Annotated in this window: 18 protein-coding genes; 5 read left to right on the top strand and 13 right to left on the bottom strand. The window is 65.7% G+C overall.

Translation table 11 applies throughout. The features are described from left to right. Positions 1-8: 8 nt before the first annotated feature. The 7 genes from HH302_RS11350 to HH302_RS11320 form a co-directional block, all read right to left on the bottom strand. Positions 9-1,694: a GspE/PulE family protein gene (locus HH302_RS11350; RefSeq protein ID WP_172202281.1), complete on the bottom strand. Its 1,686-nt coding sequence runs from the start codon at positions 1,692-1,694 to the stop codon at positions 9-11. Continuing rightward, positions 1,691-2,860, bottom strand: coding sequence for a type II secretion system F family protein (locus HH302_RS11345; RefSeq protein WP_172202280.1), 1,170 nt, complete (start codon positions 2,858-2,860; stop codon positions 1,691-1,693). The genes HH302_RS11350 and HH302_RS11345 overlap by 4 nt, the downstream gene beginning before the upstream one ends. A gap of 12 nt (positions 2,861-2,872) precedes the next feature. After that, positions 2,873-3,313: a type II secretion system major pseudopilin GspG gene (gene gspG, locus HH302_RS11340; protein ID WP_172202279.1), complete on the bottom strand. Its 441-nt coding sequence runs from the start codon at positions 3,311-3,313 to the stop codon at positions 2,873-2,875. A 119-nt stretch (positions 3,314-3,432) separates the two neighbouring features. Further along, complete coding sequence (locus tag HH302_RS11335; RefSeq protein WP_172202278.1) at positions 3,433-8,157, bottom strand: carbohydrate binding domain-containing protein; 4,725 nt, start codon at positions 8,155-8,157, stop codon at positions 3,433-3,435. A 707-nt stretch (positions 8,158-8,864) separates the two neighbouring features. Beyond that, positions 8,865-9,326 carry a glycine zipper 2TM domain-containing protein gene (locus HH302_RS11330; RefSeq protein ID WP_216661871.1) on the bottom strand — a complete coding sequence of 154 codons (462 nt, stop codon included), beginning with the start codon at positions 9,324-9,326 and terminating at the stop codon, positions 8,865-8,867. Between the two features lie 86 nt (positions 9,327-9,412). After that, positions 9,413-12,046, bottom strand: coding sequence for a cation-transporting P-type ATPase (locus tag HH302_RS11325; protein WP_172202277.1), 2,634 nt, complete (start codon positions 12,044-12,046; stop codon positions 9,413-9,415). A gap of 121 nt (positions 12,047-12,167) precedes the next feature. Next, on the bottom strand, positions 12,168-12,824 hold the full coding sequence (locus HH302_RS11320; RefSeq protein WP_172202276.1) for a glutathione S-transferase family protein: 657 nt from the start codon (positions 12,822-12,824) through the stop codon (positions 12,168-12,170). Between the two features lie 172 nt (positions 12,825-12,996). Between HH302_RS11320 and HH302_RS11315 the strand changes: the two genes are divergently transcribed. Together HH302_RS11315 and HH302_RS11310 are read left to right on the top strand one after the other, a co-directional pair. After that, entirely contained in the window at positions 12,997-13,899 is a 903-nt protein-coding gene (locus tag HH302_RS11315; RefSeq protein ID WP_172202275.1) for a LysR family transcriptional regulator, read from the top strand. Between the two features lie 56 nt (positions 13,900-13,955). Continuing rightward, entirely contained in the window at positions 13,956-14,717 is a 762-nt protein-coding gene (locus HH302_RS11310; RefSeq protein ID WP_172202274.1) for an ABC transporter substrate-binding protein, read from the top strand. 20 nt (positions 14,718-14,737) lie between these two features. Here the strand turns inward: HH302_RS11310 and HH302_RS11305 are convergent, their stop codons facing one another. Together HH302_RS11305 and HH302_RS11300 are read right to left on the bottom strand one after the other, a co-directional pair. Beyond that, entirely contained in the window at positions 14,738-15,418 is a 681-nt protein-coding gene (locus HH302_RS11305; protein WP_172202273.1) for an ankyrin repeat domain-containing protein, read from the bottom strand. 202 nt (positions 15,419-15,620) lie between these two features. Continuing rightward, positions 15,621-16,397, bottom strand: a complete 777-nt coding sequence (locus tag HH302_RS11300) for a ferredoxin--NADP reductase (RefSeq protein WP_172202272.1) — start codon at positions 16,395-16,397, stop codon at positions 15,621-15,623. Between the two features lie 158 nt (positions 16,398-16,555). Between HH302_RS11300 and HH302_RS11295 the strand changes: the two genes are divergently transcribed. After that, complete coding sequence (locus HH302_RS11295) at positions 16,556-16,900, top strand: antibiotic biosynthesis monooxygenase (RefSeq protein ID WP_172202271.1); 345 nt, start codon at positions 16,556-16,558, stop codon at positions 16,898-16,900. A 6-nt stretch (positions 16,901-16,906) separates the two neighbouring features. On the opposite strand, the gene HH302_RS11290 is transcribed toward HH302_RS11295, so the two are convergent. Then, positions 16,907-17,893, bottom strand: a complete 987-nt coding sequence (locus HH302_RS11290) for a serine/threonine protein kinase (RefSeq protein WP_172202270.1) — start codon at positions 17,891-17,893, stop codon at positions 16,907-16,909. A 229-nt stretch (positions 17,894-18,122) separates the two neighbouring features. Between HH302_RS11290 and HH302_RS11285 the strand changes: the two genes are divergently transcribed. Continuing rightward, positions 18,123-19,013 carry a hypothetical protein gene (locus HH302_RS11285; RefSeq protein WP_172202269.1) on the top strand — a complete coding sequence of 297 codons (891 nt, stop codon included), beginning with the start codon at positions 18,123-18,125 and terminating at the stop codon, positions 19,011-19,013. A 43-nt stretch (positions 19,014-19,056) separates the two neighbouring features. Here HH302_RS11285 and HH302_RS11280 read toward each other — a convergent pair whose 3' ends face one another. Then, positions 19,057-21,072, bottom strand: coding sequence for a M13 family metallopeptidase (locus HH302_RS11280; protein WP_172202268.1), 2,016 nt, complete (start codon positions 21,070-21,072; stop codon positions 19,057-19,059). A 129-nt stretch (positions 21,073-21,201) separates the two neighbouring features. Beyond that, positions 21,202-21,660 carry a DUF4440 domain-containing protein gene (locus HH302_RS11275; protein ID WP_172202267.1) on the bottom strand — a complete coding sequence of 153 codons (459 nt, stop codon included), beginning with the start codon at positions 21,658-21,660 and terminating at the stop codon, positions 21,202-21,204. A 359-nt stretch (positions 21,661-22,019) separates the two neighbouring features. Between HH302_RS11275 and HH302_RS11270 the strand changes: the two genes are divergently transcribed. After that, on the top strand, positions 22,020-22,811 hold the full coding sequence (locus HH302_RS11270) for a PEPxxWA-CTERM sorting domain-containing protein (protein WP_253946086.1): 792 nt from the start codon (positions 22,020-22,022) through the stop codon (positions 22,809-22,811). Positions 22,812-22,887: 76 nt separating this feature from the next. On the opposite strand, the gene HH302_RS11265 is transcribed toward HH302_RS11270, so the two are convergent. Then, entirely contained in the window at positions 22,888-26,796 is a 3,909-nt protein-coding gene (locus HH302_RS11265) for a DUF3683 domain-containing protein (RefSeq protein WP_172202266.1), read from the bottom strand. Positions 26,797-26,947: the final 151 nt, after the last annotated feature.

Genomic DNA, 26,947 nt, shown 5'->3' with positions numbered 1-26,947 from the left:
GGGGCGCTTCATGCACTGTCCTGCAAAGTCACGCGCAGCACTTCCTGCAAGGTGGTTTCGCCGCGCAAGGCCAGATCGAGCGCGGCACCGCGCAGGCTGCGCGTACCCCCTTGGGCGGCGATGGCTTTCACGGCGAGGATGGATTCCCGCGCGAGGATCGCTTCGCGCAGTGGGTCGGTCAGGGTCAGGATCTCGGCGATCGCACGGCGCCCGCGGTAGCCGGTGCCGCGGCAATCACCGCAGCCGCGTCCGCGCAGGAAGCGGTGGCCGCGGTGCGCATCGGGTGCGAAGCCGAGCAACGCGCGCTCCGCCTCGTCCGGCACATAGTCCACTGCACAATGCTGGCACACCGCACGCAGCAGCCGCTGCGCCCAGATGCCGTTCAGCGCCGACACCAGCGCATGCGGATCGACCCCCATGTGCGAGAAGCGCGAGAACACATCGAACACGCTGTTGGCGTGCACCGTGGAGAGCACCAGGTGGCCGGTCAGCGCGGACTGCACCGCGATCTCGGCCGTCTCGGCATCGCGGATCTCGCCGACCATGATGGTGTCCGGGTCGTGGCGCAGGATAGACCGCAAGCCACGCGCGAAGGTGAGACCCTTCTTCTCGTTCACCGGAATCTGCAGCACGCCCGGCAATTCGTACTCAACCGGGTCTTCGATCGTGACGATCTTTTCGCGCCCGGTGCGCGTCTCCGAAATCGCGGCGTAAAGCGTGGTGGTCTTGCCGCTACCGGTCGGCCCCGTCACCAGCAACATGCCGTACGGCAATGCCGACAAGCGCCGGATGCGGGCGAGCGACTCGGCATCGAAGCCGAGCAGATCCAGCGTCAGTGCGCTGCCTTCCGGCACCAGCTGACGTTTGTCGAGGATGCGCAGCACCGCGTCTTCACCGTGGATGCTGGGCATCACCGACACACGCAGATCCGTCGTGCGGCCGCCCGCCGATACGCGGAAGCGACCATCCTGCGGCAAGCGGCGTTCGGCAATGTCGAGCTCGGCAAGCACCTTGATGCGTGAGATCGCCTGCTCGGCCAAGGTGCGGCCGGCGATGCGGGTCGCCACATCGAGCACGCCGTCGACGCGGTACTTCACCTCCATGCCGGCCGGGCCGCATTCGAAGTGGATGTCACTGGCGCCAGCGCGAAGTGCGTCGTACAGCGTGGAGTTCACCAGACGCACGACAGGCGACCCGTCTTCGCTGATCGACACCAGCGAGAGTTCCTCACCGCGGCTGTTGCCCTCGCCTTCGTGCGTCGCCTGGCTACCCGCGTCGAGTGCGCGCGCCGCCGCTTCTGCGCTGGCCAGCAGCGCGTGCAGATCGGCCGGTGCCGCCACCGCGAAGCTGACCGGTTCGCGGTAGCGCGCCTCGATCCAGTTGAGCAGGGTCGCGTCGAACGGATCACCGATCAAGACATGGCGCGCGCCTTGCGACACCACTTCGACACAGCCGCGCGCGAGGGCGCGCGAGAGCGGAATCGTCGTGTAGTCGGCCTGCGCGGCGAGCAGCTGATCGCTGTCGAAGAACGGCAACTGCAGCGTGTCGGCGACGCAGCGCGCGGCATCACGGGTGTCGACACCCAACTGCTCGGCGAGCAGATCGAACAGCGGTCGCGCGGTCGCCTGTGCGGTCGCACGCGCGCCACGCAGCGCGTCAGCAGTCAAGGTCGGGAGCGGCGTTCGCGCGTTCATTGCAGGCTCCCGGCGAGGTCGAAGATCGGCAGGTAGAGCAGTACCACGATGACACCGACGGTGACCCCGATGGCGGCCATCAGCAGCGGCTCGAACATGCGCGAGAAGCGCTCGATCCAGCGGCCCAGTTCGGCATCGTGATGGCGCGCGGCGCGTATGAACATCTCGCCAAGCCGGCCGCTGCGCTCGCCGGCACGCAACAGGCGCAGCGCGACCGGCGTCACCAGTTCGGCCGCGGCGAGTGCGTCGGTCACGGCTTCGCCCCGCCGCAGTGCAGCGCCCACCGCGCGCAGGCGCGGCAGCATCGCGGGCGTCGCCACGCCTTCCGCCAGCGCGAGCGCCTGCAAGGCCGGCAGCCCCCCGTTGAGCAAGGTGCCGAGCGCGAGGTAGAGCTGCGCGATACGGAAGAGTTCGATGCGCGGCCCGAGCATCGGTAAATGGCGCAGCGCCGCCTCAAGCTGACCGCGTTGCCATGCACCGCGCAGGGCCAAGCCGCCGCCGACCAGCAGTATCAGCAGCGCCGGGCCGAGTACGCCGGCGTGCGCGGCGACGAACTCGCCAAGATCGAGCATCACGCGCGACAGCCACGGCAGCTTGTGTGCGCTACCGCGGTACACCGTGGCGAACTTGGGCACCACATAGCCAAGCAGGAAGAGGCTCACCGCGCCGCCAACGCCAAGCAGGATGGACGGATAGATCAGCGCGCCGCCGATGCGCTGCCGCAGCGCATCGAAGCGGTTGCGGTATTCGAGGTAGCGCGCGAGCGCGTCCTGCAGATGGCTGGTGCGCTCGGCCGCACGTACGAGGCCGATGAAAAGCGGCGGGAAGTCCTCGTCCGCGGCGGTGAGGGCCTGCGAGAAGGATTGCCCTTCGCGCAGCCGTGTCAGCAAGGCATGCGTGACGCGTGCGCCCTCGCCCTGCCCGCCGCGCGCGTCGAGCGCTTCAATTGCCTCCGCCAGCTCGAGGCCGGCATCGAGCAGTTCGATCAGCTCCTGCGCGAAGAGCGTGAGGTCGAAGGCCGAACCGCGCCGGCTGGCGGCGCGCTTGACCGCGAGCGCGGTGAGCTGGCGCGCGGCGACGAGGCGACGCGCCTCGGCCTCGTCGATCGCATCGACGATCAGGGTCTCGATCTGCTCGGGCCCGAGCGCGCGGACTTCAAAACGCATGCTGCGCGAGGCTCAGGGAACGATGATGTCGGCGTCTTCCCCGCTGCCGCCGGGCGCACCGTCGCGGCCGAGCGACAGGATGTCGTACTCGCCGCGGGCACCGGGCTTGCGGTACTGATACGGATGGCCCCACGGATCGTTGGGAATGTCCTTCTGCATGTAGGGGCCATTCCATTTCGCGGCGCCTGCCGGTGCAACACGCAGGGCCTGGAGCCCGAGTGCGGAATCCGGGTAGCTCCCGACATCGAGCCTATAGGCGTCGAGCGCACGCGAGAAGGATTCGAGCTGCGCCTTCGCCGTGGTGACTTCCGACTTGGCGACATGGCCGAACACACGCGGGCCGACCAGCGCGGCGAGCATGCCGATGATGGCGACGACAACGAGCAGTTCCAGCAGCGTGAAGCCGGCGGAATCAGTGTGTTTGCGATGGGGGACTTGCGTTCTGTTCTTCATGCTGCGGTGCTTCCGGTGAGCCGTTTGCGCAACAGACAGGGGGGCCTGCTGCGCAAACGGCACCGCCTTCGGGGCGGTGCCGTTGCGGGCCGCTTGCGCGACCCTTTGCCGATTGTGACTTAGAACTTGAAGTTGCCGTCGTTCTGGCTGATCGCGGCGCTGCAGCTTGCCGGGGTCGTCAGTTCGCGGTTACCCGAAGTCGTGGTCTGGTTGCTTTCCCATACGGCGGTCGAACCGTTCCACTTCACGTACTTGTACTGGATCGCCGTGCCTGCCGGCAAGGTCACCGTCCCCGTCCAGGGCACGTTGGCACCCGAGCCCTGGATCGTCAGCGCGAAGCCCGAAGCCGGTGCCCAGCTGCCGAGCACGGTCTGGTTGCCGACGACATACAGGTTCTGGCCCGTGACGGTACTTGCGTTGGCGATCGTGAAGGTCACCTGGCATGCGTTCGCTGCAGGCGTGGTCACCGACAGCGCCGTGCTGGCCGCGGAGGTGTTGCCCACTGCGTCGTAGGCCTTCAGCGTGTAGCTGTAGGTGGTGCTGGCGACCACTCCGGTGTCGGTGTAGGTGGTGCCAGCGACGGTACCGATCTTCACGCCATTGCGATACACCTCGTAGCCAGTCACGCCAACGTTGTCGGTAGAGGCCGTCCAGGAGAGCGACACGCTGGTGGCAGTGGCAGCAGTCTTGGTCAGCGCGGTCGGGACCGTCGGCGCAGTGGTGTCACCACCGGTGCAGGGGTTGGTCTTGGTCACCACACCTGCGTTGATTGCCGAGATGCCGCTCGTGAGCTGGTAGTTGTTGCCGCTGTTGTTGTCCCAGGTACCGGAACCGTTGTTGAAGACGGCTTGCAGGCCCGTGGCGGCGCCCAGCGAAACAGTCTGCATCTTCCAGCCGGTACAGGCCGCGTCCATCAGCACACCCGGTACCGCCGTCCAGCTGCCGCCTGTCGGGGCGTAGTGGATGTTGGTGGTGGTCCAGCCGGTCGGGATCTTGTGATAGACCGTCGCGGTGTTGCCGCCCGAGGTGGTCACGTTCAGCGCCGTGCTCGCCGCCGAGGTGTTGCCCACCGCATCCTGCGCCTTGACCGTGTAGCTGTAGGTGGTCGCCGCAGTGAGGCCCGAATCGGTGTAGCTGGTCGCGGCGGTTGTCGCGATCTGCGTACCGTTACGGAACACCAGGTAGGTGGCCACAGCAACGTTGTCGGTCGACGCCGTCCAGCTGATCGTGGCGCCGGTGGTCGTGATGCTCGACGAAGCCAGTGCGGTCGGCACGGTGGGTGCCGTGGTGTCCGTCTTGGCCGGGGTCGTCACGTTCGCGGTCGCGCTGACAGCCGACACATTGCCTGCCGCATCGTAGGCCTTCACCGTGTAGGCATAGGCGGTCGAAGCGGTGAGACCGTTGTCGACATAGGCGGTGCCGGTCGTCACATTGGCAACCTGCACGCCGGCGCGATAGACGTAGTAGCCGGCAACGCCGACGTTATCCGTCGCGGCGGTCCAGGTCACGTTCACGCTGTTGGCATCGATCGCGGTGGCGGTCACGGTGGCCGGGGCGGTCGGCGCCACGGTGTCCGCTGCGCAGGGGTTGGTGCCGCTGGTCACTGCGCCGTTCTCGACGACCTGGATACCGGTACCAAGGGCGTAGTTCTTGCCGCCGTTGTTATCCCAGGTACCGGAGCCGTTGTTGAAGGTCGCGGCGAGGCCGGTGGCACTACCGAGGTTGGCGCTGTAGACCTTCCAGCCGGTACAGGCGGCACTCATCTGCACGCCCGGCACCGTGGTCCACGTACCGCCGGTGGGCGAGTAGTGGATGTAGGCGGTCGTCCAGGTCGAGGCCGGCTTGTAGTACACCGTCGCGACGTTGCCTGTCAGCGTGGTCACGCTCGCCGCTGCACTGGCGGCACCGGTGTTGCCGGCCGCGTCCTGCGCCTTGATCGTGTAGCTGTAGGTGGTCGAGGGCGACAGGTTGCTATCGCTGTAGCTCAGCCCGGTGGTGGTACCCACCTGCACGCCGTTGCGGAACACCAGGTAGCTTGCGACACCGTAGTTGTCGGTCGCGGCGGTCCAGGTCAGCGTGGCCGAGCTGGAGGTCACGGCCGACGACACCGGCGTACCCGGCACACCCGGGGCAACCGTGTCCGGTGCCTGCGTGGTGACGCTGAGCGTGCCGCTCTTGGCCGACTGGTTGCCGGCCGCGTCCACCGCCAGCACCTGGTAGGTGTAGGCAGTCGAAGCAGTGAGGCCGCTGTCGGTGTAGCTGTTGGTGGCGCTGGTACCGACCAGGGTGCCGTTACGGAAGACCTGGTAGCCGGTGACGCCGATGTTGTCGGTGGCGGCGGTCCAGGTCAGCTTGATGCTGCGGTCGGTGGTCACGGAGGCGGCCGGCGTGCCCGGTACGGTCGGCGCCGTGGTATCGACGACCAGGAAGGGATACACACCCGGCACCGTGCCGTTGACGTCTTCGACGAAGCCGGAACCGGTGGCGCTCGCGGTGTAGGTACCGGCGCCCACATACACCTGCTGGATCTCGGACTTGGTGACGTTACCCTTCGAGTCCGTCATCTCGACGTAGTAGTCGAGCAACTGGTCGCGGTAGTCCGAGATGTAGCTGTAGTAGAGGTTGCCGATCTCCTGCGCGGGCAGCACGGCCAGCGTGTCCTGCGTGGTCTTGTTCCATGCGACGCCGTTCATGACCGGCTTGAGGTCACGCATCTGCATCGGGTAGGACTTCCATGCGCTGACGCTCGCCGGCGTGATCGACAGCCCGGCCTTGCCCACCATCGCGGCGGGGTCATAGACCTTGTAGGTGTCGTCGCTCGCGTCGATCGTCTTGGTGGCGTGGGTACGCACCATCACCTTCGCGCTGGCGATGCCCGAGACATCGTAGCCGTAGGTGTAGATCGCGAAGTCCTTGCTGTAGTGCTGAACCGTCCAGCCCTCGGCCTTGGAACCATTTACCGAGCCCGGGTTGTACGGATAGCGCTGCGGCCACCAGACCGACGGGCCGGTCTTGTCGTTGGCGATGTTCGCCGTGACGTAGGGCTTGGAGAACGCGAGCGAGTTGTTGAATGCCAGCGTCGGCTTGACGCTGTCGTCCTTGTTCTCGTCGTAGTAGCCGAAGCCCGAATCCATCGCCGGCAGCAGGAAGTACCAGGCCAGTTCCGCCGGGTTGGCGCCGCCTGCGTAGTCCTTGCTTGCATCGCCCTTGACCGGGTAGGACAGCATCCACGGATTGAGCTGGTTGCCCGGGTAGGTGATCTGGTTGTCCAGCGTGGTGCTGGGCGACCAGTAGCTCGGGTGCGCATCCAGCCAGATCTGCTCGGCCGTCTTCGCATAGTTCTGCGCAGCCTGCAGCAACGCGAAGTTGCGCTCTAGGTAGTGCCAGCCGTATTCGAGCGAGACCGTTGCACCTTCCTCAAGACCCTTGAGGTTCTTCTTCGGCGCGAGGTTCATGCCGGTCGCGGTGTTGAAGGCGGTGAACTGGCCCTTCCAGATCAGCAGCGGCAAATGCCAGTGATACCAGGTCGGGTCGGACGACGAGTCGCGCGTATCGACCCAGGAGCCATCCTGCACATGCGCCACATCGGTCGCCGGAATCGGGAACTTCTTCAGGTACTCGTCGATACCGAGGCAGTAGCCGTTGCCGGTACAGGTTGCGCTGTATCCGGCACGCCAGGTGTCGAGCGAGCCGGCACGGCCGCCCGAGTTGTCGCCGTCGTGCGCGACGACGAAGAACTGGCGCGGCTCGATGCTGGCATAGGGCACGGCCTCGTCCACCGAGGTCGAGCCATCCCAGCCTTCGAGCCAGGAACCGTTCTGGCTGACGGGGATGCCGGCCACCTGCGAAACGGCGCCAGTCGCCGGATCAACATGGCGCACATAGTGCGGCGTCGAGGCAAACGGGAACTTGTTGACGATGACCTGCTGCTCGTGGGCCATGCCGTTCGCAACCCAGCTGCCCACCGTCGAGGTATTGCGCAGATCCGCGCGGTTGGGCGGCGAAACCAGCGTGTCGCCAGTCGCGTCATAGGTCGAGTACGGATAATCCTTCAGCGTGCGGGAGAAGTGGTTGTTGCCGAGCACCGACCACTGCACACCCATCTTCGCCAGCACCGGGATCAGGCGCTCCGAAAAACCCAGCTCGGTCGGGAAGAAACCCTTTGACGAGGTAAAGCTGCTGCCGAGGAAGTACGGCTGCGCCAAGGTCGCGTTCTGGTAGATCAGGTCCTTCAGGAAGTAGTCCGACCCAACCAGCGGCCCCATTGAATGGTGGCCGGTGAAGTGGATCGTATCCAGCGTGCGGTAGCCGTTGGTCGTCTTCAGGCTGTTGAAGCTGTTGGTCCAGGACGTGCCCCAGCTCGGGTTCGTGTAACCCGGCACGTTCTGCAGGTTCTCAAGGCTGTTGACGTTGTTGATGACCGCGCCGGACATCGTCACGTGCACCTGGCCGCTGCCGCCCGAGAAGCTCTGCAGTTCGCTCGCGACGGTCTGCGGCCACGACTGGTAGGCCCCGGTCTTGGCGTCCGGCGTGTAGTACGACACCAGATCGTCGTGCGGCATGATGCCGCCGCCAGCCGAGGCTGGCAGGTAGTAGCTGTAGCCGGCCGGGGGGCTTTTCTTCAGGTTGATCACCTGGCCGTCGTACATGTAGCGGATGGGGGCACCCACTGCGGTGCCGTTGTACGTTGCCGTGACGTCGACGCCGTAGAACGGCCAGAAGTTCGGCATATGGTTGTGATACACGTGCGCGGCAGGAATGCCGGCCTCCACCTGTGCCACCGGCAGGCCAGTGGCGAACAGGGTCGCCACGCATAGCGCCAGGGGCTTCATGCGAAAACGCATGGTTGTCTCCTTCAGAGCCTTCTGTTGTTTTGGGCCTGCTCCGCTGCTGTGACGGGTGCTGCCCCGGTCCGCAACTGGCGGCCGGCGAATCGGGTTGAAGAGCCTTGCGGGGGCGCATTGCGGAGTCGGAGCAGGAGACTCAGCGCGAACGCGTGCAAGGCAGCACATGGCCGCCCGTCAAGCGGGGCGGCGATGGCAGACATGGAAACGGCTTTGACCTGAGGCCTAGCGCAGGTGTCGGATGGGTGTTACGGCAACGCCGGCGGGTAGCCGGGAAGATCGACGGAATGCCCGGTGGGGCTGGAAATCAAGCGCTGCGCGCGCGCACTTCAGCTTCATGCTGCAACTCCATGGAACCATCCAGGACCATTGGCGGAGATGCCCTACCACGACGCGCTAGCCGGCCCGGGAGGGACGGCACGTGGCTCCGCAACGGAGTGACGGGCACCTTGAGGTGCCTCGATTCAATATTTTTATCAGTTAATCAGCGAATAGATCAGATTTCAACATTTTTTGTTGGTGCATCGCAGCACGACCAGCCCGTGAACTAGGTCACGAACCACACCAAACCCTTGTCGGAACTGGATTTTGCGCCGCAAAAATGATTAAACGTTGTCGCACCAGGAAATCAGGCGAGCCTGACGCAAATCAATGCCATTGTCATGCATACTGGAAAAAGGCCGCTGGCGGCGCTAGCAACTCCCTACTCAGCGGCTGACCCGCGTCGTGCCCCCGCTGGATAGCAGGCGCACGCTATCGCCGACCTTGAAATCGTCCTGTGGTGAGGTCTGCTGCACGATCGCGATGGTGTCGCCGCGCTGCGTCTTGACGGTGATCTCCACGCCCTGCGACCGCGTCGCGGCCTCTTCCACCGACGACCCTGCGATGCCGCCCGCGACAGCGCCAACCACCGCGGCGATGTCCGAACCCTTGCCCTGCCCTACGGCGCTGCCGGCAATCCCGCCGATCGCCGCACCGGCAATCGTGCCGATCGGTGTCTTGGTGCCTTCCAGCACGACCGGTCTCAGCGCAACGATCTGGCCGTATTCGACCGTCTGAACACGCCTGGCCTCGTCGCGCGAATAGCTGTCGCCGGACAAGGTGGACATGCAGCCGCTGAGCGCCATGCAAACGCCCGCTGCGAGCACCAGCTTCGAGTATCGAATCATCTTGATGGTCTCCGGTTCGATTTCAGTGTGGCAGGCGTTGCCGGAATTTCCACGGCAGGAACGTATCGCCGTATTTCACACACCGATTAACGCGGCGACGGGCGCCCGCGCTGACGATGCCGCATCCAAGCCTTGCGGCTTTCTTCGAGCGCGAAGAGCAGCGCAGCACCCAATGCCAGCCAGGGCCACAGACCGAGCGGCAGCGCAGCGGTGCCGAACAGGCTTTGCAGTGCCGGTGCGTACACGATCAGAGCCAGCAGAAGCAGCTCGCAGCCCAGCCCGACCCAGAGCAGACGATTGCTCCAGAGCGGAAGCCGCCATGATGCTTCGAGCGGATCGCGGCAGACAAAGAGATTCGCGACCTGGGCGCAGACGATCGCGGCCAGGCAAGCGGTGGTGGCCGCAAGGTAAGTCGGGTCCTGCGGACTGAGCACCTCGCCCCAACGCCAGCCATCGTGCTGCAGCACGACGAAGAATGCCGTCATCGCCAGCGCCGCCTGGATCAGGCCGAGCCACAGGTAAGCCCTCAGCAACAGCGGCCAGTTGAGCAGCCTTTCGCCTCGCCTGCGCGGCGCCTGGTGCATCACGTCGTCGCGCGGCGGTTCGGCACCCAGCGCCAGGGCCGGCAGCAGATCGGTGCCGAGGTCGACGGCGAGAATCTGGATCACCGTCAGCGGCAGCGGAATGCGCAGCAGCACGAACGCGAGGTAAGGAACGACCTCCGGAATGTTCGACGTGAGAATGTAGGTGAGGAACTTGCGGATGTTGGCGAACACCGCACGCCCCTCCTCCACCGCATTGACGATGCTGCCGAAGTGGTCGTCGAGCAGCACGAGATCGGCGGCTTCCTTCGCGACGTCGGTGCCGCTGCGCCCCATCGCGATGCCGATGTCGGCGGTCTTCAAAGCCGGCGCGTCGTTCACGCCATCGCCGGTCACCGCAACGATCTCGCCCTTGCGTTGCAGTGCCTGCACCACGAGCATCTTCTGCTCCGCGCTCACGCGGGCGCAGATCACCTCGGGCGCATCGAGCGCCAGTTGCAGTTGCGCTGGCGTCATGCGGCGAATCGATTCACCGCGCAGCACCACCGGCGTTGCGCCACGGACCAGTCCGATCTCGCGCCCGATCGCAAGCGCCGTGCTGGGGTGATCGCCGGTCACCATGATCACGCGTATCCCGGCGATGTGGCAGCGTGACACCGCCTCGGCCACATCGGCGCGCGGCGGATCTTCCAGCCCGATGAGACCGACCAGGCAAAGCCCGCCTTCGTGTGCCGCCGTACCGGGCGCAAAACGCCGCTCGGCACACGCGATCACGCGCAGGCCGTCGGCAGCCATGGCTTCCTGGACGCGCGTGAGTTCGACGCGCTCGGCATGGTTGAGCGGTGCTTCGCCCTGGGGCGTCCAGCGCGTGCTGCAACAGGCGATCACTGATTCCGGCGCACCTTTGCAGCGCAGATGAACCGCGTCGTCGACGGCGTGCATCACCGACATGCGGCGCCGATCCGCGTCAAAGGGCAGTTCGCCGCAGCGCAGGGAGGCTGGCGGTTTGCCGGCGAACTGCCAGAGTGCGAGTTCCATCGGGTCGCCGCTTGCGTCGCCCGCCGTGAAGCGCAGGTCGTGGCAGAGGCCCGCAATGGCGCGTAGCGCTTCCGGTACGGCATTCACCCCCGGCGCGACATGCCAGCGCCGCACCGACATCCGGTTCTCGGTCAGCGTGCCGGTCTTGTCCGAACAGATGACGGTCGTGGAGCCGAGCGCCTCGACCGCAGGCAGATGCCGCACGAGGGCGTTACGCCGCGCCATGCGCTGCGTCGCCATGGCGAGCGACAAGGTGACAGTGGGCAACAGGCCCTCTGGCACGTTGGCGACGATGACGCCGATCGCGAACATGAAGGTGTCCCAGAACGGCAGGCCAATCGCGCGACCGATGACGAAGAACACCACACCCAACGCGGCGGCCAGCACTGCGACGATGCGCGAGACGCGGCGGATCTCGCGCTGCAGCGGTGATTCCGGCTCGCCGGCGGTCTGGGTCAGGTGAGCAATACGGCCGAATTCGGTGCGCATGCCGGTGGCGAAGACCAGCGCCGTTGCGTTGCCCGACACGACCAGCGTGCCCGCCAGCAGCAGGTTGCGGGCTGCCAGTGGATCCGGCTCCGCCACCGCTTCGACCAGGCCCGAACGCGCCTGCGCCTCGCCGGTGAGCGTCGCAAGGTTGATGCGGATGCCGTCGGTGGCGAGGATGCGGCAGTCGGCCGGCACCTTGTCGCCCTCGCCAAGCATGACGATGTCGCCCGGCACGAGTTCGGCGGCCTTGACGGTTTGCTCGACCCCGTCGCGCAGGCGACGAACACGTTGCGGCAGCAGCTCGCGCAGGGCCGCAAGCGCGCGCTCTGCGCGCCAGCTCTGCCAGAACGAGAACACGCCGTTGACCGCGATGACGCCGAGAATCGCAAAGGCAAGCGGCCGCATGCCGCTACCCGGCTGATAGTAATCGGCCATCAGCGCCAGACCCGCTGCGAGCCACAGGATCAGCGCAAAGAAGTGGGTGAACTCGCGCAGGAACGAGAGCCAGGGCGAGACCCGCCTGGCCGCTTCAACGCGATTGGGGCCGAACTCGACACGACGGCGCGCAGCCTCGGCGCTGCTCAAGCCCTGCAGCGAACTGCGCAGGCTGGTGAGCGCCTGATCCGGCGGTAGATGTGCAATGTGGGCCATCGGCTGCCCTCGCGCCCGCGGCACGCAGCCAATGCGCGCACCCGGCGGGCAGCCCCATTGTGCGCGCTGGTGGCGCGCCGGATGCGACTCAGGTCAAAGCCGATCGGCCCGGCTACGCCACTCAGGCCGCCTTGATCGTCTGCGCAGCCCGGACGGTGGCGAGGCGGTCGGCGAAGGCGGGCGTCAGTTCCGGCATGGGCACGAAGCCGGGCAGCGCCGCCACGCGGACGAGCCAGTCGCGTACACGTGGGAAGGGGCTCAGGTCGATCAGGCCGTGGTGAGCAACCGAGAGGTAGGGGAAGACCGCGACATCAGCGATCGTCGGCTGGTCACCCGCCAGCCATTCGCCCAGCGCGAGGGTGCGCGACATCGCCTGCAACAGGCGGGTGGTGCGGGTGCGAGCATCGTCCGAGGGTGCTTCGCCGCGGAAGATCACCGCCACGCGCGCGGCCGCAGGCCCGTATTGCACTTCGCCAGCGGCCGCCGCAAGCCAGCGGGTCACCTTGGCGAGGCCTTCGGGGTCGAGCGGCAACCAGTGATCGGCGCCATAACGACGCGCGAGGTAGGCCAGAATCGCCTGCGAATCCGAGAAGGTCTTCTCGCCATCGGAGAGCACAGGCACCTGGCCAAACGGGTTGAGCGCGAGCATCTCTTCGGTCTTGTGCTCGCCCTGTGCGAGGTTCAGTTCGCGCGCCTCGAAGGCCAGACCAAGCAGGCCAAGGAAGAGGCGAACCTTGTGACAGTTGCCGGACTGGGCGTAGGTGTAGAGCGTGATCATCTCGGGCCTCCGGAAGTCGAGGGGCGCAGCATGCGCGACGCAACATGTCAGGACGATGACGCGGCGTGCGACAGGGCTGCGGGGAAGGCGCGCATGATCGATCGATTCGTCCGCCGGATAAATGTGTAATTCCGGAATGGATTGTTCCGCGATTCGGATAAATAATCGGCCCATGGACAAACTGCGCGAGATGGAAGCCTTCGTACGCATCGTCGAGGCCGGCAGCCTGACGGCAGCGGCCGAGGCGATGCAACTGTCGACCCCATCGATGGTGCGTCTGCTCGCCGGGCTGGAGCAACGCGTCGGCGTGCGCTTGCTCAACCGCACCACGCGGCGCATGGCGCTGACGCCGGAGGGGCGCGAATTCCATGCGCGCTGCCAGCGCATCCTGGCCGAAATCAGCGATGCCGAGGCCCTGCTCGGACAACCGGGGGAAGTGGCGCGCGGCCCGCTGCGCTTTACCGCGCCGGCGCTCTTCGGCCGCATGCACGTGGTGCCGCTGGCGAGTGCGTTCACGCGCCAGCACCCCGAGGTGCGCGTCGAGGCCCTGCTGTTCGACCGCATCGTGGACATGGTCGAGGAAGGCGTGGATGTCGGCATCCGTATCGCCCACCTGCCCGACTCCGGCCTGATCGCGCATCCGGTCGGCGAGGTGCGCCGCATGTGGTGTGCAAGCCCCGACTACCTCGCGCGCGCCGGCACGCCGCGCCATCCGCGCGAACTAGCCCGGCACGCCTGCCTGCGCTTTACCGTTGTTACGCCGCGCGCGGAGTGGCAGTACCTCGAAGATGGCGTGCGGCATGAGGTGGTGGTCAGCGGCCCGCTTGCTGCCAGCCAGGCCGCGCCGCTGATCGATGCCTGCGTCGACGGCCTTGGCATCGGCATGTTCCTCTCCTACCAGGTGAGCGATCTGCTCGCCGCCGGACGGCTGCAACTGGTGTTGCCGGAATACTGCCTGCCACCGGTGCCGGTCAGCGTGGTGTATCCGCAAGCACGCTTGCTGCCAGCGCGTACCCGGTTGTTTGTCGACTGGCTGCGGCGCGAACTGCCAGCACGCATCGGCACACCGCCGTGAGGCATGGCTGCGCCCGATCAGTACGCACGTCATCCAGGTGGGCTAGCGTGCGGCCCATGTCGATACTGAAGTCACCGCTCCGCGCCCTGCTTTCCACCTTGCTCGCCGGCGCCGTCCTCGCCGGGCCGGCGATCGCGGCCGAGTCGATGACGGTTCGCATCGCATCACTCGAATGGCCGCCTTACACCGGCGAGACGCTGCCCGACGGCGGCTCCGCAGTCGCTCGCCTGCGCGACGCCTATGCGGCGGTCGGCGTGCAACTGCAGGTTGAATACTTGCCGTGGTCCCGCGCAGTGATGGCGGCGCGTACCGACCCGGCGGTGATCGGTTACTTTCCCGAATACGATGCTGCTACGGTACGCAAGCACTGGCTGCTGTCGGAGCCGGTCGGCAACAGCGAGCTGGGCTTTGCCGAACCCTACGACCGGCCGATCGTGTGGCGCGGCCCGGACACGCTCGCGCCACTGCGCGTGGGCGTCGTGCAGGACTATGTGAACACTGAAGCGCTGGACGCCCGCATCGCAAGCGGCGATCAGCCCTTCGAGCGCTCGGTGTCGGACCGGATCAACCTGCTGAAACTCGCCCATCACCGCGTGGATGTCGCGGTGGTGGACCGTATGGTCTTCGCTTGGCTGATGGCCAACGATCCGATGCTGCATCCGTATCTCGGCGAGCTGGTGATCAATCCGCACCTGCTTGAACGCAAGACGCTGCATGTTGCGTTCCGCCCCGACAGCGCAGGGCGGCGCGCCGGGAAACTGCTCGCTGAAGGCTTGCGCCGGCTGGAAGCCGCCGCGCCCGCAAGCCCGCGGCGCTGACACGCCAGAGGGCTTGCCGATCAGGCAGCCTGTGCCGTGTTATGCGGCCGCAGCAGATCGGCCGTCGCGTGCAGGCCTTGCTGCAGCGCCCGCGCCTGCGCGGTCAGCCCTTTTCGATCGACCAGCGAGACGTCCGCCCCGGCATCGAGCAGACACTGCACAACGGCATCGCGCCCGTACATCGCGGCCTCGTGCAGCGGCGTCCAACCATTCACGCAGGCCACGTTCACCTTGGCGCCGTCCGCCAGCAAGAGCGCGACCACCTGGGTCCAGCCGTTACGCGCCGCCCAGTTGAGCGGGCTGGACTGATACACGTTGCGTGCATTGACGTTCGCACCCGCCGCGATGAGTACGGTCACCAGCGCGGCGTGACCATCACCCGCCGCCCAGAACAAAGCGGTGCTGCGTTCCGAGTCGGTTGCGTCGGGCATTGCGCCAGCGGCCAGCAGGCGCTGCGCAATGCGCAAATGGCCGTGACAGGCGGCGCCGTGAAGCGCGCGCCGGCCAAAGCGGTCGGCCGAATTGACGTCGGCGCCGGCGGCCAACAGCAAACCTACCAGCGCCTCGTTGCCCGACTGGGCCGCGAGCTGCAGCGCGCTCTGGCGGAATTCGTCGAGCAGGTTGACGTCCTCCCCCGCGGCCAGCAGACGTTGGACTTCCTCGGTGTTGCCGCGTTCGGCTGCGCTGTGCAAGGCGGTCATGATGCCCTCGCTCGGGTTGCGTGGTTGCGAACGGCCAAGGGCGTACCACCATGGCCCCCCCAAGCCCTGATCCGACATTACCGATCGCGGAGCGAATTGCCGCCTTGTCATGCCGCAATGTTTTCAAATCGAGTTGCGTGCAGGCACAAACAAAAAGCCCGGTACGGGGCCGGGCTTTGGGTACGGCAAGCAGTCGGGGCGCTTATTTTTCGACGAAGGCGTGTTCGATCACGTAGTCGCCGGGCTCGCCGATCCGCTTGGACATCTTGAAGCCGCGACGGTCGAGCAGCTCGCGCGAATCCTTCAGCATCGCCGAGCTGCCGCAGATCATGACGCGATCGACAGCCGGGTCGAGTGGCGGCAAACCGATGTCCTCGAACAGCTTGCCGGACTCGATCAGATCGGTCAGGCGGCCCTGGTTGCGGAAGGGCTCGCGCGTCACCGTCGGGTAGTAGATCAGCTTCTCGCTGACCAGCTCGCCGAGAAACTCGTGGTGCGGCAGCTCATGCTCGATGTAGTGCTGGTACGCCAGCTCGGACACCGTGCGCACGCCGTGGATCAGCACGATCTTCTCAAACTTGTCATACACATCCAGATCGCGGATCACGCTCATGAACGGTGCGAGGCCGGTGCCGGTGGAAAACAGGTAGAGGTGCTTGCCCGGCAGCAGATCGTGCAGCACCAGCGTGCCAGTGGGCTTGCGCGACACCAGGATGTCGTCGCCGGGCTGGATCTGCTGCAAGCGCGAGGTCAGCGGACCATTCGGTACCTTGATGCTGAAGAACTCGAGGCTTTCCTCGTAGTTGGCGCTGGCGATCGAGTAGGCACGGGTCAGCGGGCGACCCTCCACCTCCAGCCCCATCATCACGAACTGGCCGTTCTCGTAGCGCAGCGCACGATCGCGGGTGGTGGTGAATGAGAACAGCGTGTCGTTCCAGTGATGCACGCTGAGTACTTTTTCGGTGATGTAGGCCGCCATGGTCGCAACTGGGCAAAATATTCGGAAGGCGTGCATTGTACGAACGCACTGCAGCATCGGCGCGACCAGTTGGGTATAAGTGACAACAAAAAAGTAATAAAACAAGGCCTTATTAGCCGCATGGGTAATAAGGCACCCCACCCGAGACGAGGGAAAGCATGAATGAAGCGCGTTTTGCGAAGACCCCGCAGCCGCCCTATTGGGCGGTGATCTTCACCAATCAGCGCAGCGCAGCCGACACCGGCTATGCCGACATGGCGGCACGCATGGTTGAGCTGGCGGCACAGCAACCCGGATTTCTGGGCGTGGAGAGCACGCGTGACGCCGACGGCTTGGGCATCACGGTGTCGTACTGGGAAAGCGAGCAGGCGATCGCCGACTGGAAAGCGAACGCCGAACACCAGATCGCCCGCAGCATGGGGCGATCGGCGTGGTACGCCGGCTTCGAGGTGCGGGTGGCACGCGTCGAGCGTGCCTATTCGATGCGACGCGACGACACCTGAGCCGCGTCAGACCACCAGCGGCGCCTCGTCCATCAGCGCGATCTGCTCGCGCAGGCCGAGGATCTGGTCCTGCCACCAGCGCTGCGTGGCAAACCACGGGAAGGCAGCCGGGAAGGCGGGGTCGTCCCAACGGCTGGCGATCCACGCGGCGTAGTGCAGCAGGCGCAGGGTTCGCAGCGCCTCGATCAGGTTGAGCTCCCGCGGATCGAAGTCGGCGAAGTCCTCGTAGCCAGCGAGTACATCGCACAGCTGCCGCTGCTGATCGGCGCGCTCGCCGGACAGCAACATCCACAGATCCTGAATCGCCGGCCCGCTTCGCGCGTCGTCGAAGTCAACGAAATGCGGCCCCTCGTCGGTCCACAGGATGTTGCCGGCGTGGCAGTCGCCGTGCAGGCGAATCGTGGCGACATCGCCGGCGCGCTCGTAGCAACGGCGCACCCCGGCGAGGGCGTGGTCCACCGTGGTCGTCCAGCTCTCCAGCAGATCGCGTGGCACGCAGTCATGCGCGGCGATCCAGTCGCGCGGGCCTTCGCCAAAGCTGGCGATGCTCAGGGCCGGCCGATGCGCGAACGCACGCGTCGCACCGCGGGCATGGATACGGCCGAGAAAACGACCAATCCATTCCAGCACCTTCGGGTCATCGAACTCGGGCGCGCGGCCCCCGCGGCGCGGGAACAGCGCGAAGCGAAAGCCCCCGTGTTCATGCAGCGTGCGGCCTGCGAAGGCGAGCGGCGCGACCACCGGAATCTCGGCCTCCGCCAGCTCGATCGCGAAGGCGTGTTCTTCGAGGATCTGTTCGTCGCTCCAGCGTTCGGGCCGATAGAACTTGGCGACCAGGGGCGCCTCGTCCTCGATCCACACCTGCCAGACACGGTTTTCGTAGCTGTTGAGCGCAAGCAGGCGACCGTCTGCGCGCAAGCCGACGGACTCCACCGCATCGAGCAGCGTATCGGGCGTGAGGCGGGAATACGGGTGCGCGGCGTCGGGCGTCATGGTGAATCCGGTTGCTGTGAGCTCACACCTTACCACCCGGCTTGCTGCACACCAGCATCCAGGCGTGTTTGGATTCGGCTGCGAGAAGCGTCTCCTGCCTTCTCTCGCGCGGACTCCCGGCGTTCATGTCCAACCCACGCCCGGCCGGACTACCGCGGCGGGCGCGGCTGGGGGTAAGCTGTTTCCCCAGCAGACCGTGCCGGCGCGCACGGCAAGGGGGGCGACACGAATGAAACGGCGACTTTTCGGCATCCTGTTCTGCCTTGGTCTCGGTGCGGCGCCCGCACTCGCCGCGACGCCGCCGCTACCCCTGATCCGCTGGCAGATCCTCGACTTCCCGCCCTACCACATCGTCAGCGGCCCGAATCGCGGCGAGGGTTTGCGCGACCAGTTTCTGCAGACCCTGATCGCCGAATTGCCCGGCTTTCGCCATGAGATCGAGGTCAGCGGGGCGGAACGCCAGACGGCGCTGATGAGGGCCGCGCAGCCGGTGTGCACGCTGTCGATGCTGCGCACTCCGGAACGCGAGAGCTTCATGCACTTCGCGCAGCAACCGATCCAGCTGCAGTTGCCGGTGGTGCTGATCGTGCCGCGCGCAGTGGCACAAGACAACGCCTTGCCGGTGGAGCGAAACGGCTCGGTTTCGCTCGGCGGCACGCTGGCGCTCGGCAAGCTCCATCTCGGGGTGGTGCCGAAACGCAGCTTCGGCCCGAGCATCGATGAAGTCATCGCCGCGGCGCGTCGTCAGCATCCGGATTCGGTGCTCGAATTTGCCGAGCAAGGCGTCGTCGCCGGCCTGCTCAAGCTGATGCAGCGAGGGCGCTTCGAACTGGCACTCGGCTACTCGCTGGAGGTGGAGCAGTTGCGGCTCAACGACCCCAGCATCGAGGAACTGCGTTACTTCCCGCTGACCGAGGCACCCGCGCTGGTGCCGGCGCAGATCGGCTGCAGCCGCCACCCGGACGCCCTCCGCGCGCTGCGCGCCATCGATGCCGCGCAGCCACGACTCGCCGATGCCCGCCGGCGACTGCGGGACGCCTATGCAGCGCTCCTGCCGGAATCGGAACGCACCCGCTACCGCACCCTGCTGACCGCACTCGGCGACAGCCCAGCGCAATGAAAAAGGCCGCCCGCAGGCGGCCTTCACATTGCAACGGGCGGACTTACCAGATGCGGATACGATCCGCGTCCGCCTTGTACATGCCATCGCCCGGCTTGGTGCCGAAGGCCGCATGGAACCCATCGTGGTTCACCGCTGCGCCGTTGGCGCGGAATTGCGGCGGCGAGTGCGGATCAATCGTCAGCAACTGCAGCGCGCGCTCTTCGCGCACCTTGTTGCGCCACGCCTGCGACCAGCCGAGGAAGAAGCGCTGGGCGCCGGTGTAGCCGTCGATCACCGGTGCTTCCTTGCCACCGAGCGACAGCGTGTAGGCCTTGTAGGCGATCTGCAGCCCAGAGAGGTCAGCAATGTTCTCGCCCAGCGTCAGCTTGCCGTTGAGCTTGTGGCCCGGAATCGGCTCATAGGTTTCGTACTGCGCGACGAGTTTGGCGCCCAGTGCGTCGAAGGCCTTGCGGTCATCGTCGGTCCACCAGTTCTGCAACTTGCCGTCGCCGTCGAACTGGCTGCCCTGGTCATCAAAGCCGTGGCTGATCTCGTGGCCGATCACCGCACCGATCGCACCGTAGTTCACCGCATCGTCGGCGCCCATGTCGAAGAAGGGCGGCTGCAGGATCGCAGCGGGGAACACGATCTCGTTCAGCGAGGGGTTGTAGTAGGCGTTCACCGTCTGCGGCGTCATCTCCCATTCGGCGCGGTCGACCGGCTTCCCGGCCTTGGCGGCGAGCCGCTCCCACTCGAAGCGGGTGGAGCGCTGGCGGTTGCCGAGCGCGTCGCCCTCCTTCACCACGAGCTTGCTGTAGTCGCGCCACTTGTCGGGGTACCCGATCTTGGTCATGTACTTCGACAGCTTGTCCTTGGCCTGCGCCTTGGTCGTCGGCGACATCCATGCGAGGCCGTCGATCGAATCGCTGTACGCCTTCATCAGGTTGGCGACCAGTTCCTGCATGCGTGCCTTGTAGGCCGGCGGGAAGTGGCGCGCCACGTAGACCTGGCCGACCGCCTCGCCGAGCGCGCCGTTCACTTCGGCGATGCCTTTTTGCCAGCGCGGCTTGTCTTCCTTCGCCCCGGTCAGCGCGGCACCACGGAAGGCGAAGCGTGCATCACGGAATGCCTTCGGCAGGACGTCCGCGGATTCATCAAGCGCACGCAGCTTCAGATAGGTCTTCACTTCGGGAAGCGGCGTCTCCGCCAGCAGCTTTGCGATCGCAACCGTGGCGCTGGGTTGCGACACGGACAGGCGATCGATGCCTTCGAGCTTGGCCGACTTGAGGAAAGCATCCCAGTCGAGCTCCGGCGCGCTCTTCTTCAGCTCGGCCGGTGTCATCGGGTTGTAGATCTTCACCGGATTGCGGTTTTCCACCTTGTCCCAATGGACGTCGGCGATGCGCCGTTCCAGCGCCAGCACCTGCTTTGCCGTGGCGTCCGGATGCTTGTCGCCGGAAAGGCGTGCCAGCGTCGCAAGGTATTGCTCGTAGGCGCCACGGGCCTTGGCGATGCGCTCGTCGTCCTTCAGGTAGTAATCGCGATCGGGCATGCCCAGCCCGCCCTGCCAGGTCATCACGCGGTTGACCGTCGGCTCCTTGAAGTCCGCCGTCACCCACAGGTTCACCGGGGTATCCATGGCGCCCTGCACCGTGCCCATCCAGACGGCGAGATCCTGGCGCGTCTTGATCGCGTCGATCGTGGCCAGCATCGTCTTGACCGGCTTCATGCCAGCCTTGTCGATCGCAGCGGTGTCGATGTACGAGCCGTAGAAGGCGGAGATCTTCTGCTCGACACTGCCTGCCTTCTGCTTCTTCGCGGCCAGTTCATCGACGATCGCGCGGACCTCCTTGTCCGACTTGTCGCGCAACTGGATGAAGGTGCCGAAGTCGGCCTTGTCGGCGGGGATCTCGGTGGTGTCGACCCAACGGCCGTTGGCGGCGCGGAACAGGTCGTCCTGAGCACGCGAGGCGGGATCAAAACCTGCCGAATCGAGACCGGCATTGAGTGGGGCGGCAGCGGCGACGCCAGCCGCGAGCAGGAGCGCAGCAAGCGGCGCCAGGCGGAATGCTTTCATGCAATGTCCTCGTGGGAGCAAAAACGACAGGCGAGACCGATCGGGCCACGCCAGGCTGAGGGCGCAGATTAACGGAGAGCAGCGCGGCTGCGTATCCGTTTCGTATCGTTTTGTAGCAGCGGTGAAAACTCAATGTGCTTCGGGCTCACAGCTGTTCTCACCCTTGTCGAACACGATGCGCCAGACACCCGGCGCCTCGCGCCGCCAGATCGACGAAAAGCTGCCGATACGCTTGCCCTGTGGATCATGGACCGGGCCACTGCTCAGCGCGAGCGAACCGGTCTCCAGCACCTCCACCCGCTCCGGCGCCCACGAGAACGGTGCCTGCGGCGCGCTGTACCAGCGCCGCCAGGCATCCACCACCGCCGCCCGCCCGCGCAAGCTTGTCGCTCCGTTGAAGAAGACAGCGTCTTCCGCGATGAATGTGGCAAAAGCCGGGTGGTCGCGCCGCGCCATCGTCTGCGCAAACGCGGTCTCGGTCTCGATCACTTCAGCACGCAGCTGAGCGAGATCGACGGGCGCGGGTGCGCTGGCGCAAGCAGCCAGCAACGGAACCAGGACCAGCGCGAAGCGATGCAGTCGGGCCATGACGTACTCCCAGGCGAGGGCGCCCGAGGTCGGGCGCCGATGGCTTCAGCCTAGTCGTGTCGCCACCGGGCGACAAGTTGCTTCCTTGCATCGTTCGCCATGAGCGCTGCGCAGCCTGCTGCAGCGCAAACATCCCTCTGTCGAAAAAGCTGACATGGCGATGGCATTTTGCTGCGCCGCCGCATTGATCCGTCACCCGAACATGGTCAGCGGCACCGAAAAGGCCTTACGAATCAGTGTGCTATGCAGCATTTCATGCCCGTCATGCAAGATTCATCGTGCACTGGTGTGCAAATTGCATACTCCTGAAGCGGCCGCGTACCCCGCGGTCGCACACGTGTGTTTTTCAGGAGAGTTAGATGCTTACCAAAAAAATGTCCCCCCTGGTCGTAGCGCTGGTCGCCACCGTGACCGCGTCGAGCGCCTGGGCGTTGCCGGCAGCCACCGGCTCCAGCTCTGCCTCGGGCAACTATACGTACACCCTTGGCGGCAAGTCCGGCAGCGGCGTAGGATCTGATTCCGATGCAACCGGCGCCGAGTCCTCTGTCAGCGGCAGCAGCAAGGGTTTCGGCTTCGAAGCCAGCGGTGAAGCGGTTGGCGGCGCGTTGAAGGCTTACGCCGCAACCTCGTTCGCACCGGGCGCAGCAATCGGCTCGGCCAGCAACGCCGCTGGCACCGCCAGCTTCACCGATTACGTCACCTTCACCGGTGGCTCGGGTTCAGCCGACGGCCTGTTCCTGTCGACCCTGGAAGGCAGCCTGAAGGGCGGCGCCAAGGGCTCCGCGACGTACGAGTACAACATCTCGCTGTTCGACGTCGCTGCAGGCACCTCGCAGCTACTCGTGTCCGATAGCCACACCTACGGCAAGGGCAAGCTGACTGTCGGCAACGAGTACGAAAGCGACTTCAGCTTCACGTTCGGCAAGACCTACGCGCTGGTCGCCACGCTGAGCGCAAGCGCCAAGAACGGCGGCATCGCCGACTTCAAGGACACCGCCACGCTGAACTTCTCGCTCGGCAGCGGCGTTGGCCTGACCTCGGCGTCGGGGTACAGCTACGGCGTGCCGGCCGTGCCGGAACCCCAGACCTACGCGATGCTGCTGGCTGGCCTCGGCATGGTCGGCGCAATGGCCCGACGCCGCATGAAGTAAGCCTTCGCACTTCGGTGTGAATGAACAAGGGGCCGAAAGGCCCCTTGTTTTTTGATCCGCCGAAGGCTGTGTCGCCTTACAGCAACACGCGCTCAATGCCGCCCTTGTTGGCGGTTTCGACGAAGCGTTCGAGCCAGTCTTCGCCCAGCAGGTGGCGCGCCATTTCAATGACGATGTAATCGGCGTCGAGGCCGGCGATATCGTCCTTGTAGCGATGCAGCCCCTGCAGACAGGCCGGGCAGGAAGTCAGGATCTTGAGATCGCCTTCGAAGCCATCGGCACGCAGTGCGCTGGCATTCTTCTGCATCTCTTCTTCCTTGCGGAAGCGCACCTGTGTCGCAATTTCCGGACGCGCGATCGCGAAGGTGCCGGCCTCGCCGCAGCAACGGTCGTTCTTCGTGATCTTCGTGCCGTCGGCGGTCTGTACCAGTGCGTTCACCGTCTTCACCGAATCCTGCTGCTTCATCGGGTTGTGGCAGGGCTCGTGGTACATGTAGCGCACGCCCTTCACGCCTTCGAGCTTGACGCCCTTCTCGAGCAGGAATTCGTGGATGTCGATCAGCCGGCAGCCGGGGAAGATCTTCTCGAATTCGTACATCGTGAGCTGGTCGTAGCAGGTGCCGCAGCTGACCACCACAGTCTTGATGTCGAGGTAGTTGAGCGTGTTCGCCACGCGGTGGAAGAGCACCCGGTTGTCGGTGGTGATCTTGTCGGCCTTGTCGTAGTCGCCCGAGCCGCGCTGCGGGTAGCCGCAGCACAGGTAGCCCGGCGGCAGCACCGTCTGCACGCCGACGTTGTAGAGCATCGCCTGGGTCGCGAGCCCGACCTGTGAGAACAGGCGCTCCGAGCCGCACCCGGGGAAGTAGAACACCGCCTCGGAATCCGGCCGCGTCTTCTGTGGATCGCGAATCACCGGCACCACGGCCGCGTCTTCGATGTCCAGCAGCGCGCGTGCCGTCTTGTTCGGCAGCTTGCCCGGCATCTTCTTGTTCACGAAGTGGATCACCTGCGCCTTGAGCGGCGCCTTGCCGACGGTGGACGGCGGCTGCTTCGTGGTTTCCTTCGACAAGGGCTTGAGCAGGTCGACGCCGAGGCGCTGCGCCTTGTAGGCCCACTCGATGCTGGTCTTGCGCAGGAACTTGATGGTTTCCGGATTCTTCGTGTTGAGGAAGGCCATGCCCAGCTTCTTCGCCGGGTTGAAGCTCTGCTTGCCCATCTTGCGCAGCAGGTTGCGCATGTTCATCGACACGTCGCCGAAGTCGATGTCGACCGGGCAAGGCGTGACGCACTTGTGGCACACGGTGCAATGGTCGGCCACATCCTCGAACTCTTCCCAGTGGCGGATCGAGATGCCGCGCCGCGTCTGCTCCTCGTACAGGAAGGCTTCGATCAGCAGCGAGGTCGCGAGGATCTTGTTGCGCGGCGAGTAGAGCAGGTTCGCGCGGGGCACATGAGTGGTACACACCGGCTTGCACTTGCCGCAACGCAGGCAATCGGACACCGAGTCGGCGATCGAGCCGATGTCGCTCTGCTGCATGATCAGCGACTCATGCCCCATGAGGTTGAAGCTGGGCGTGTAGGCGTGCGTCAGGTCGCCGCCGGGCATCAGCTTGCCCTTGTTGAAGCGGCCCTCGGGGTCCACCTTCTGCTTGTAGGCGCGGAAGGGCGCCATCTCGGCGTCGGTGAGGAATTCGAGCTTGGTGATGCCGATGCCGTGCTCGCCGGAAATCACGCCGTTGAGACTGCGTGCGAGTTCCATGATGCGGGCGACGGTGGCGTTGGCCTCCTGCAGCATCTCGTAGTGATCGGAGTTCACCGGCAGGTTGGTGTGCACATTGCCGTCGCCGGCGTGCATGTGCAGCGCCACGAACACGCGGCCGCGCAGCACTTCTTTGTGGATCGCAACGATGCGCTCGCGCAGCGGATCGAAGACCTTGCCCTCGAAGATGTCTTCGAGCTGCGGCTGCAGTTCAGCCTTCCACGAAATGCGCACCGAATAATCCTGCACGCGGTGGAAGAGCCGCGGCTGCGCCGCCTTGTTGGTCAGTTCGCCAGCGACGACGCCCAGCTCGGCGAAGCGCGCTTCGGCGTCGGCCAATGGCGTATCGAGGTGATCGAAGACCCACTGCCAGCGGTTGCGCACGTTGGACAGCAGTTCGAGCGCTTGCGCGCGGCGGTCGCCGATCAGTTCCTCGGCTTCCACGGTGGCTTCGCCGCGATGCAGCGGCAGCTCGCCGTGCAGGAACTCGGTCAGCGCATCGGCCAGGCGGAGCTTGTTGCGGATCGAGAGTTCGATGTTGAGCCGCTCGATACCGTCGCAGTAGTCGCCCATGCGATCGAGCGGGATCACGACGTCCTCGTTCACCTTGAACGCGTTGGTGTGCTTCGCAATCGCAGCAGTGCGCGAGCGGTCGAGCCAGAACTTCTTGCGCGTTTCCGGCGTCACCGCGATGAACCCCTCGGCGCCGCGCGCGTTGCACATCCGCACGACTTCGGAGGTCGCTAGCATCACCGCGTTTTCATCGTCACCAACGATGTCGCCGATCAGCACCATCTTCGGCCGGCCATGGCGCTTGGCTTTCGGCGCGTAGCCGACGGCCTTCACATAGCGCTCGTCGAGGTGTTCGAGGCCCGCAAGCTGCACGCCGCCCGGCTGCTGGTCGAGGTAGTCCTTGATCTCGACGATCGCCGGCACCGCTTCGCGCACCTGGCCGTAGAACTCCAGACACACGGTGCGGGTGTGCGTCGGCAGGCGATGCAGGATCCAGCAGGCCGAGGTGATGATGCCGTCGGTGCCTTCCTTCTGCACACCCGGCACACCGCCGAGGAACTTGTCGGTGACGTCCTTGCCCAGCCCGACCTTGCGGAAGGCGGCGCCCGGCATCTCGATGATCTCTTCGCCGAGCGGACGCTTGCCGGATTCGTCGAACTTCTTGAGGCGGAACTGGACGGTTTCCTGATCGTGGATCTTGCCGAGGTTGTGGTTCAGGCGTTCGACAACGAGCCAGTTGCCGTCCGGCGTAACCATCTTCCACCAGGCCAGGTTGTCGAGCGCGGTGCCCCACAGCACCGCCTTCTTGCCGCCGGCGTTCATCGCGATGTTGCCACCGATACAGGAGGCATCCGCCGAGGTCGGGTCGCAGGCGAATACGAGGCCAACACCCTCTGCCGCATCCATGACCCTGCGGGTGACGACGCCCGCGCCGGTCGTGATGGTCGCGTAGGGTCGGTCAACACCCGGCAGCATCTGCTGTTCGACCTTGCCCAGATCGATCAGCTTCTCGGTGTTGATCACGGCCGAATACGGCGACAGCGGCACGGCGCCGCCGGTGTAGCCGGTGCCGCCGCCACGCGGGATGATCGTCAGGCCCAGCTCGATACAGCCGCGCACCAGATGGCCGATCTCCTCCTCGGTGTCCGGGTACAGCACGACGAAGGGGTACTCGACGCGCCAGTCGGTCGCGTCGGTGACATGCGAGACGCGCGCCATGCCATCAAAAGCGATGTTGTCGCGGCGCGTGTGCTTGGAAAGCAGCTTCTCGGTGCGCTTGCGCAGGTCGTAGGTGGTCTCGAAGTGGCGCTGGAAGGCGTCGACCGCCTTGTTCGCGGCGGCCACCAGCTGCGCGACGATGCCGGCGCGCACCGGGTCTTCACCCTCGGCCGCGGCACGGCGCTTTTCCACTTCGTCAAGGCGGTGGCGCAGCGCGCTCAGCAGCGCACCACGGCGCTCGCGGCTGGCGACGAGGTCGTCTTCCAGGTAGGGGTTGCGCTGCACGACCCAGATGTCGCCCAACACTTCGTAGAGCATCCGGGCGGAGCGGCCGGTCACGCGCTCGGCGCGCAACGATTCGAGCACCGACCACATCTCCTCGCCGAGCAGGCGGATCACGATCTCGCGGTCGGAAAAAGAGGTGTAGTTGTACGGAATCTCGCGCAGGCGGGTCGACGCGGGGGTCTCGCGGACAAACTCGGGGGCGGCTTGCATCAGGGTGTCCTGTTTGTGTGCGGCACGGCACGCTTCTGGGGAAGCCGGCCATTTTATCCCGCCGGACCCGCCCATGCACCCGAAAATTCAAGACCTTACGGGCTGTGGGGGCAAGAAAATTGCGGGAATCGGGGGTTGGACACCGGGTCAC

It is taken from the genome of Niveibacterium sp. COAC-50 (assembly GCF_013184235.1).
Lineage (GTDB): Bacteria > Pseudomonadota > Gammaproteobacteria > Burkholderiales > Rhodocyclaceae > Niveibacterium > Niveibacterium microcysteis.
The sequence above is the reverse complement of the archived record's forward strand: the minus strand, read 5'-3'. Positions and strand labels throughout refer to the sequence as shown.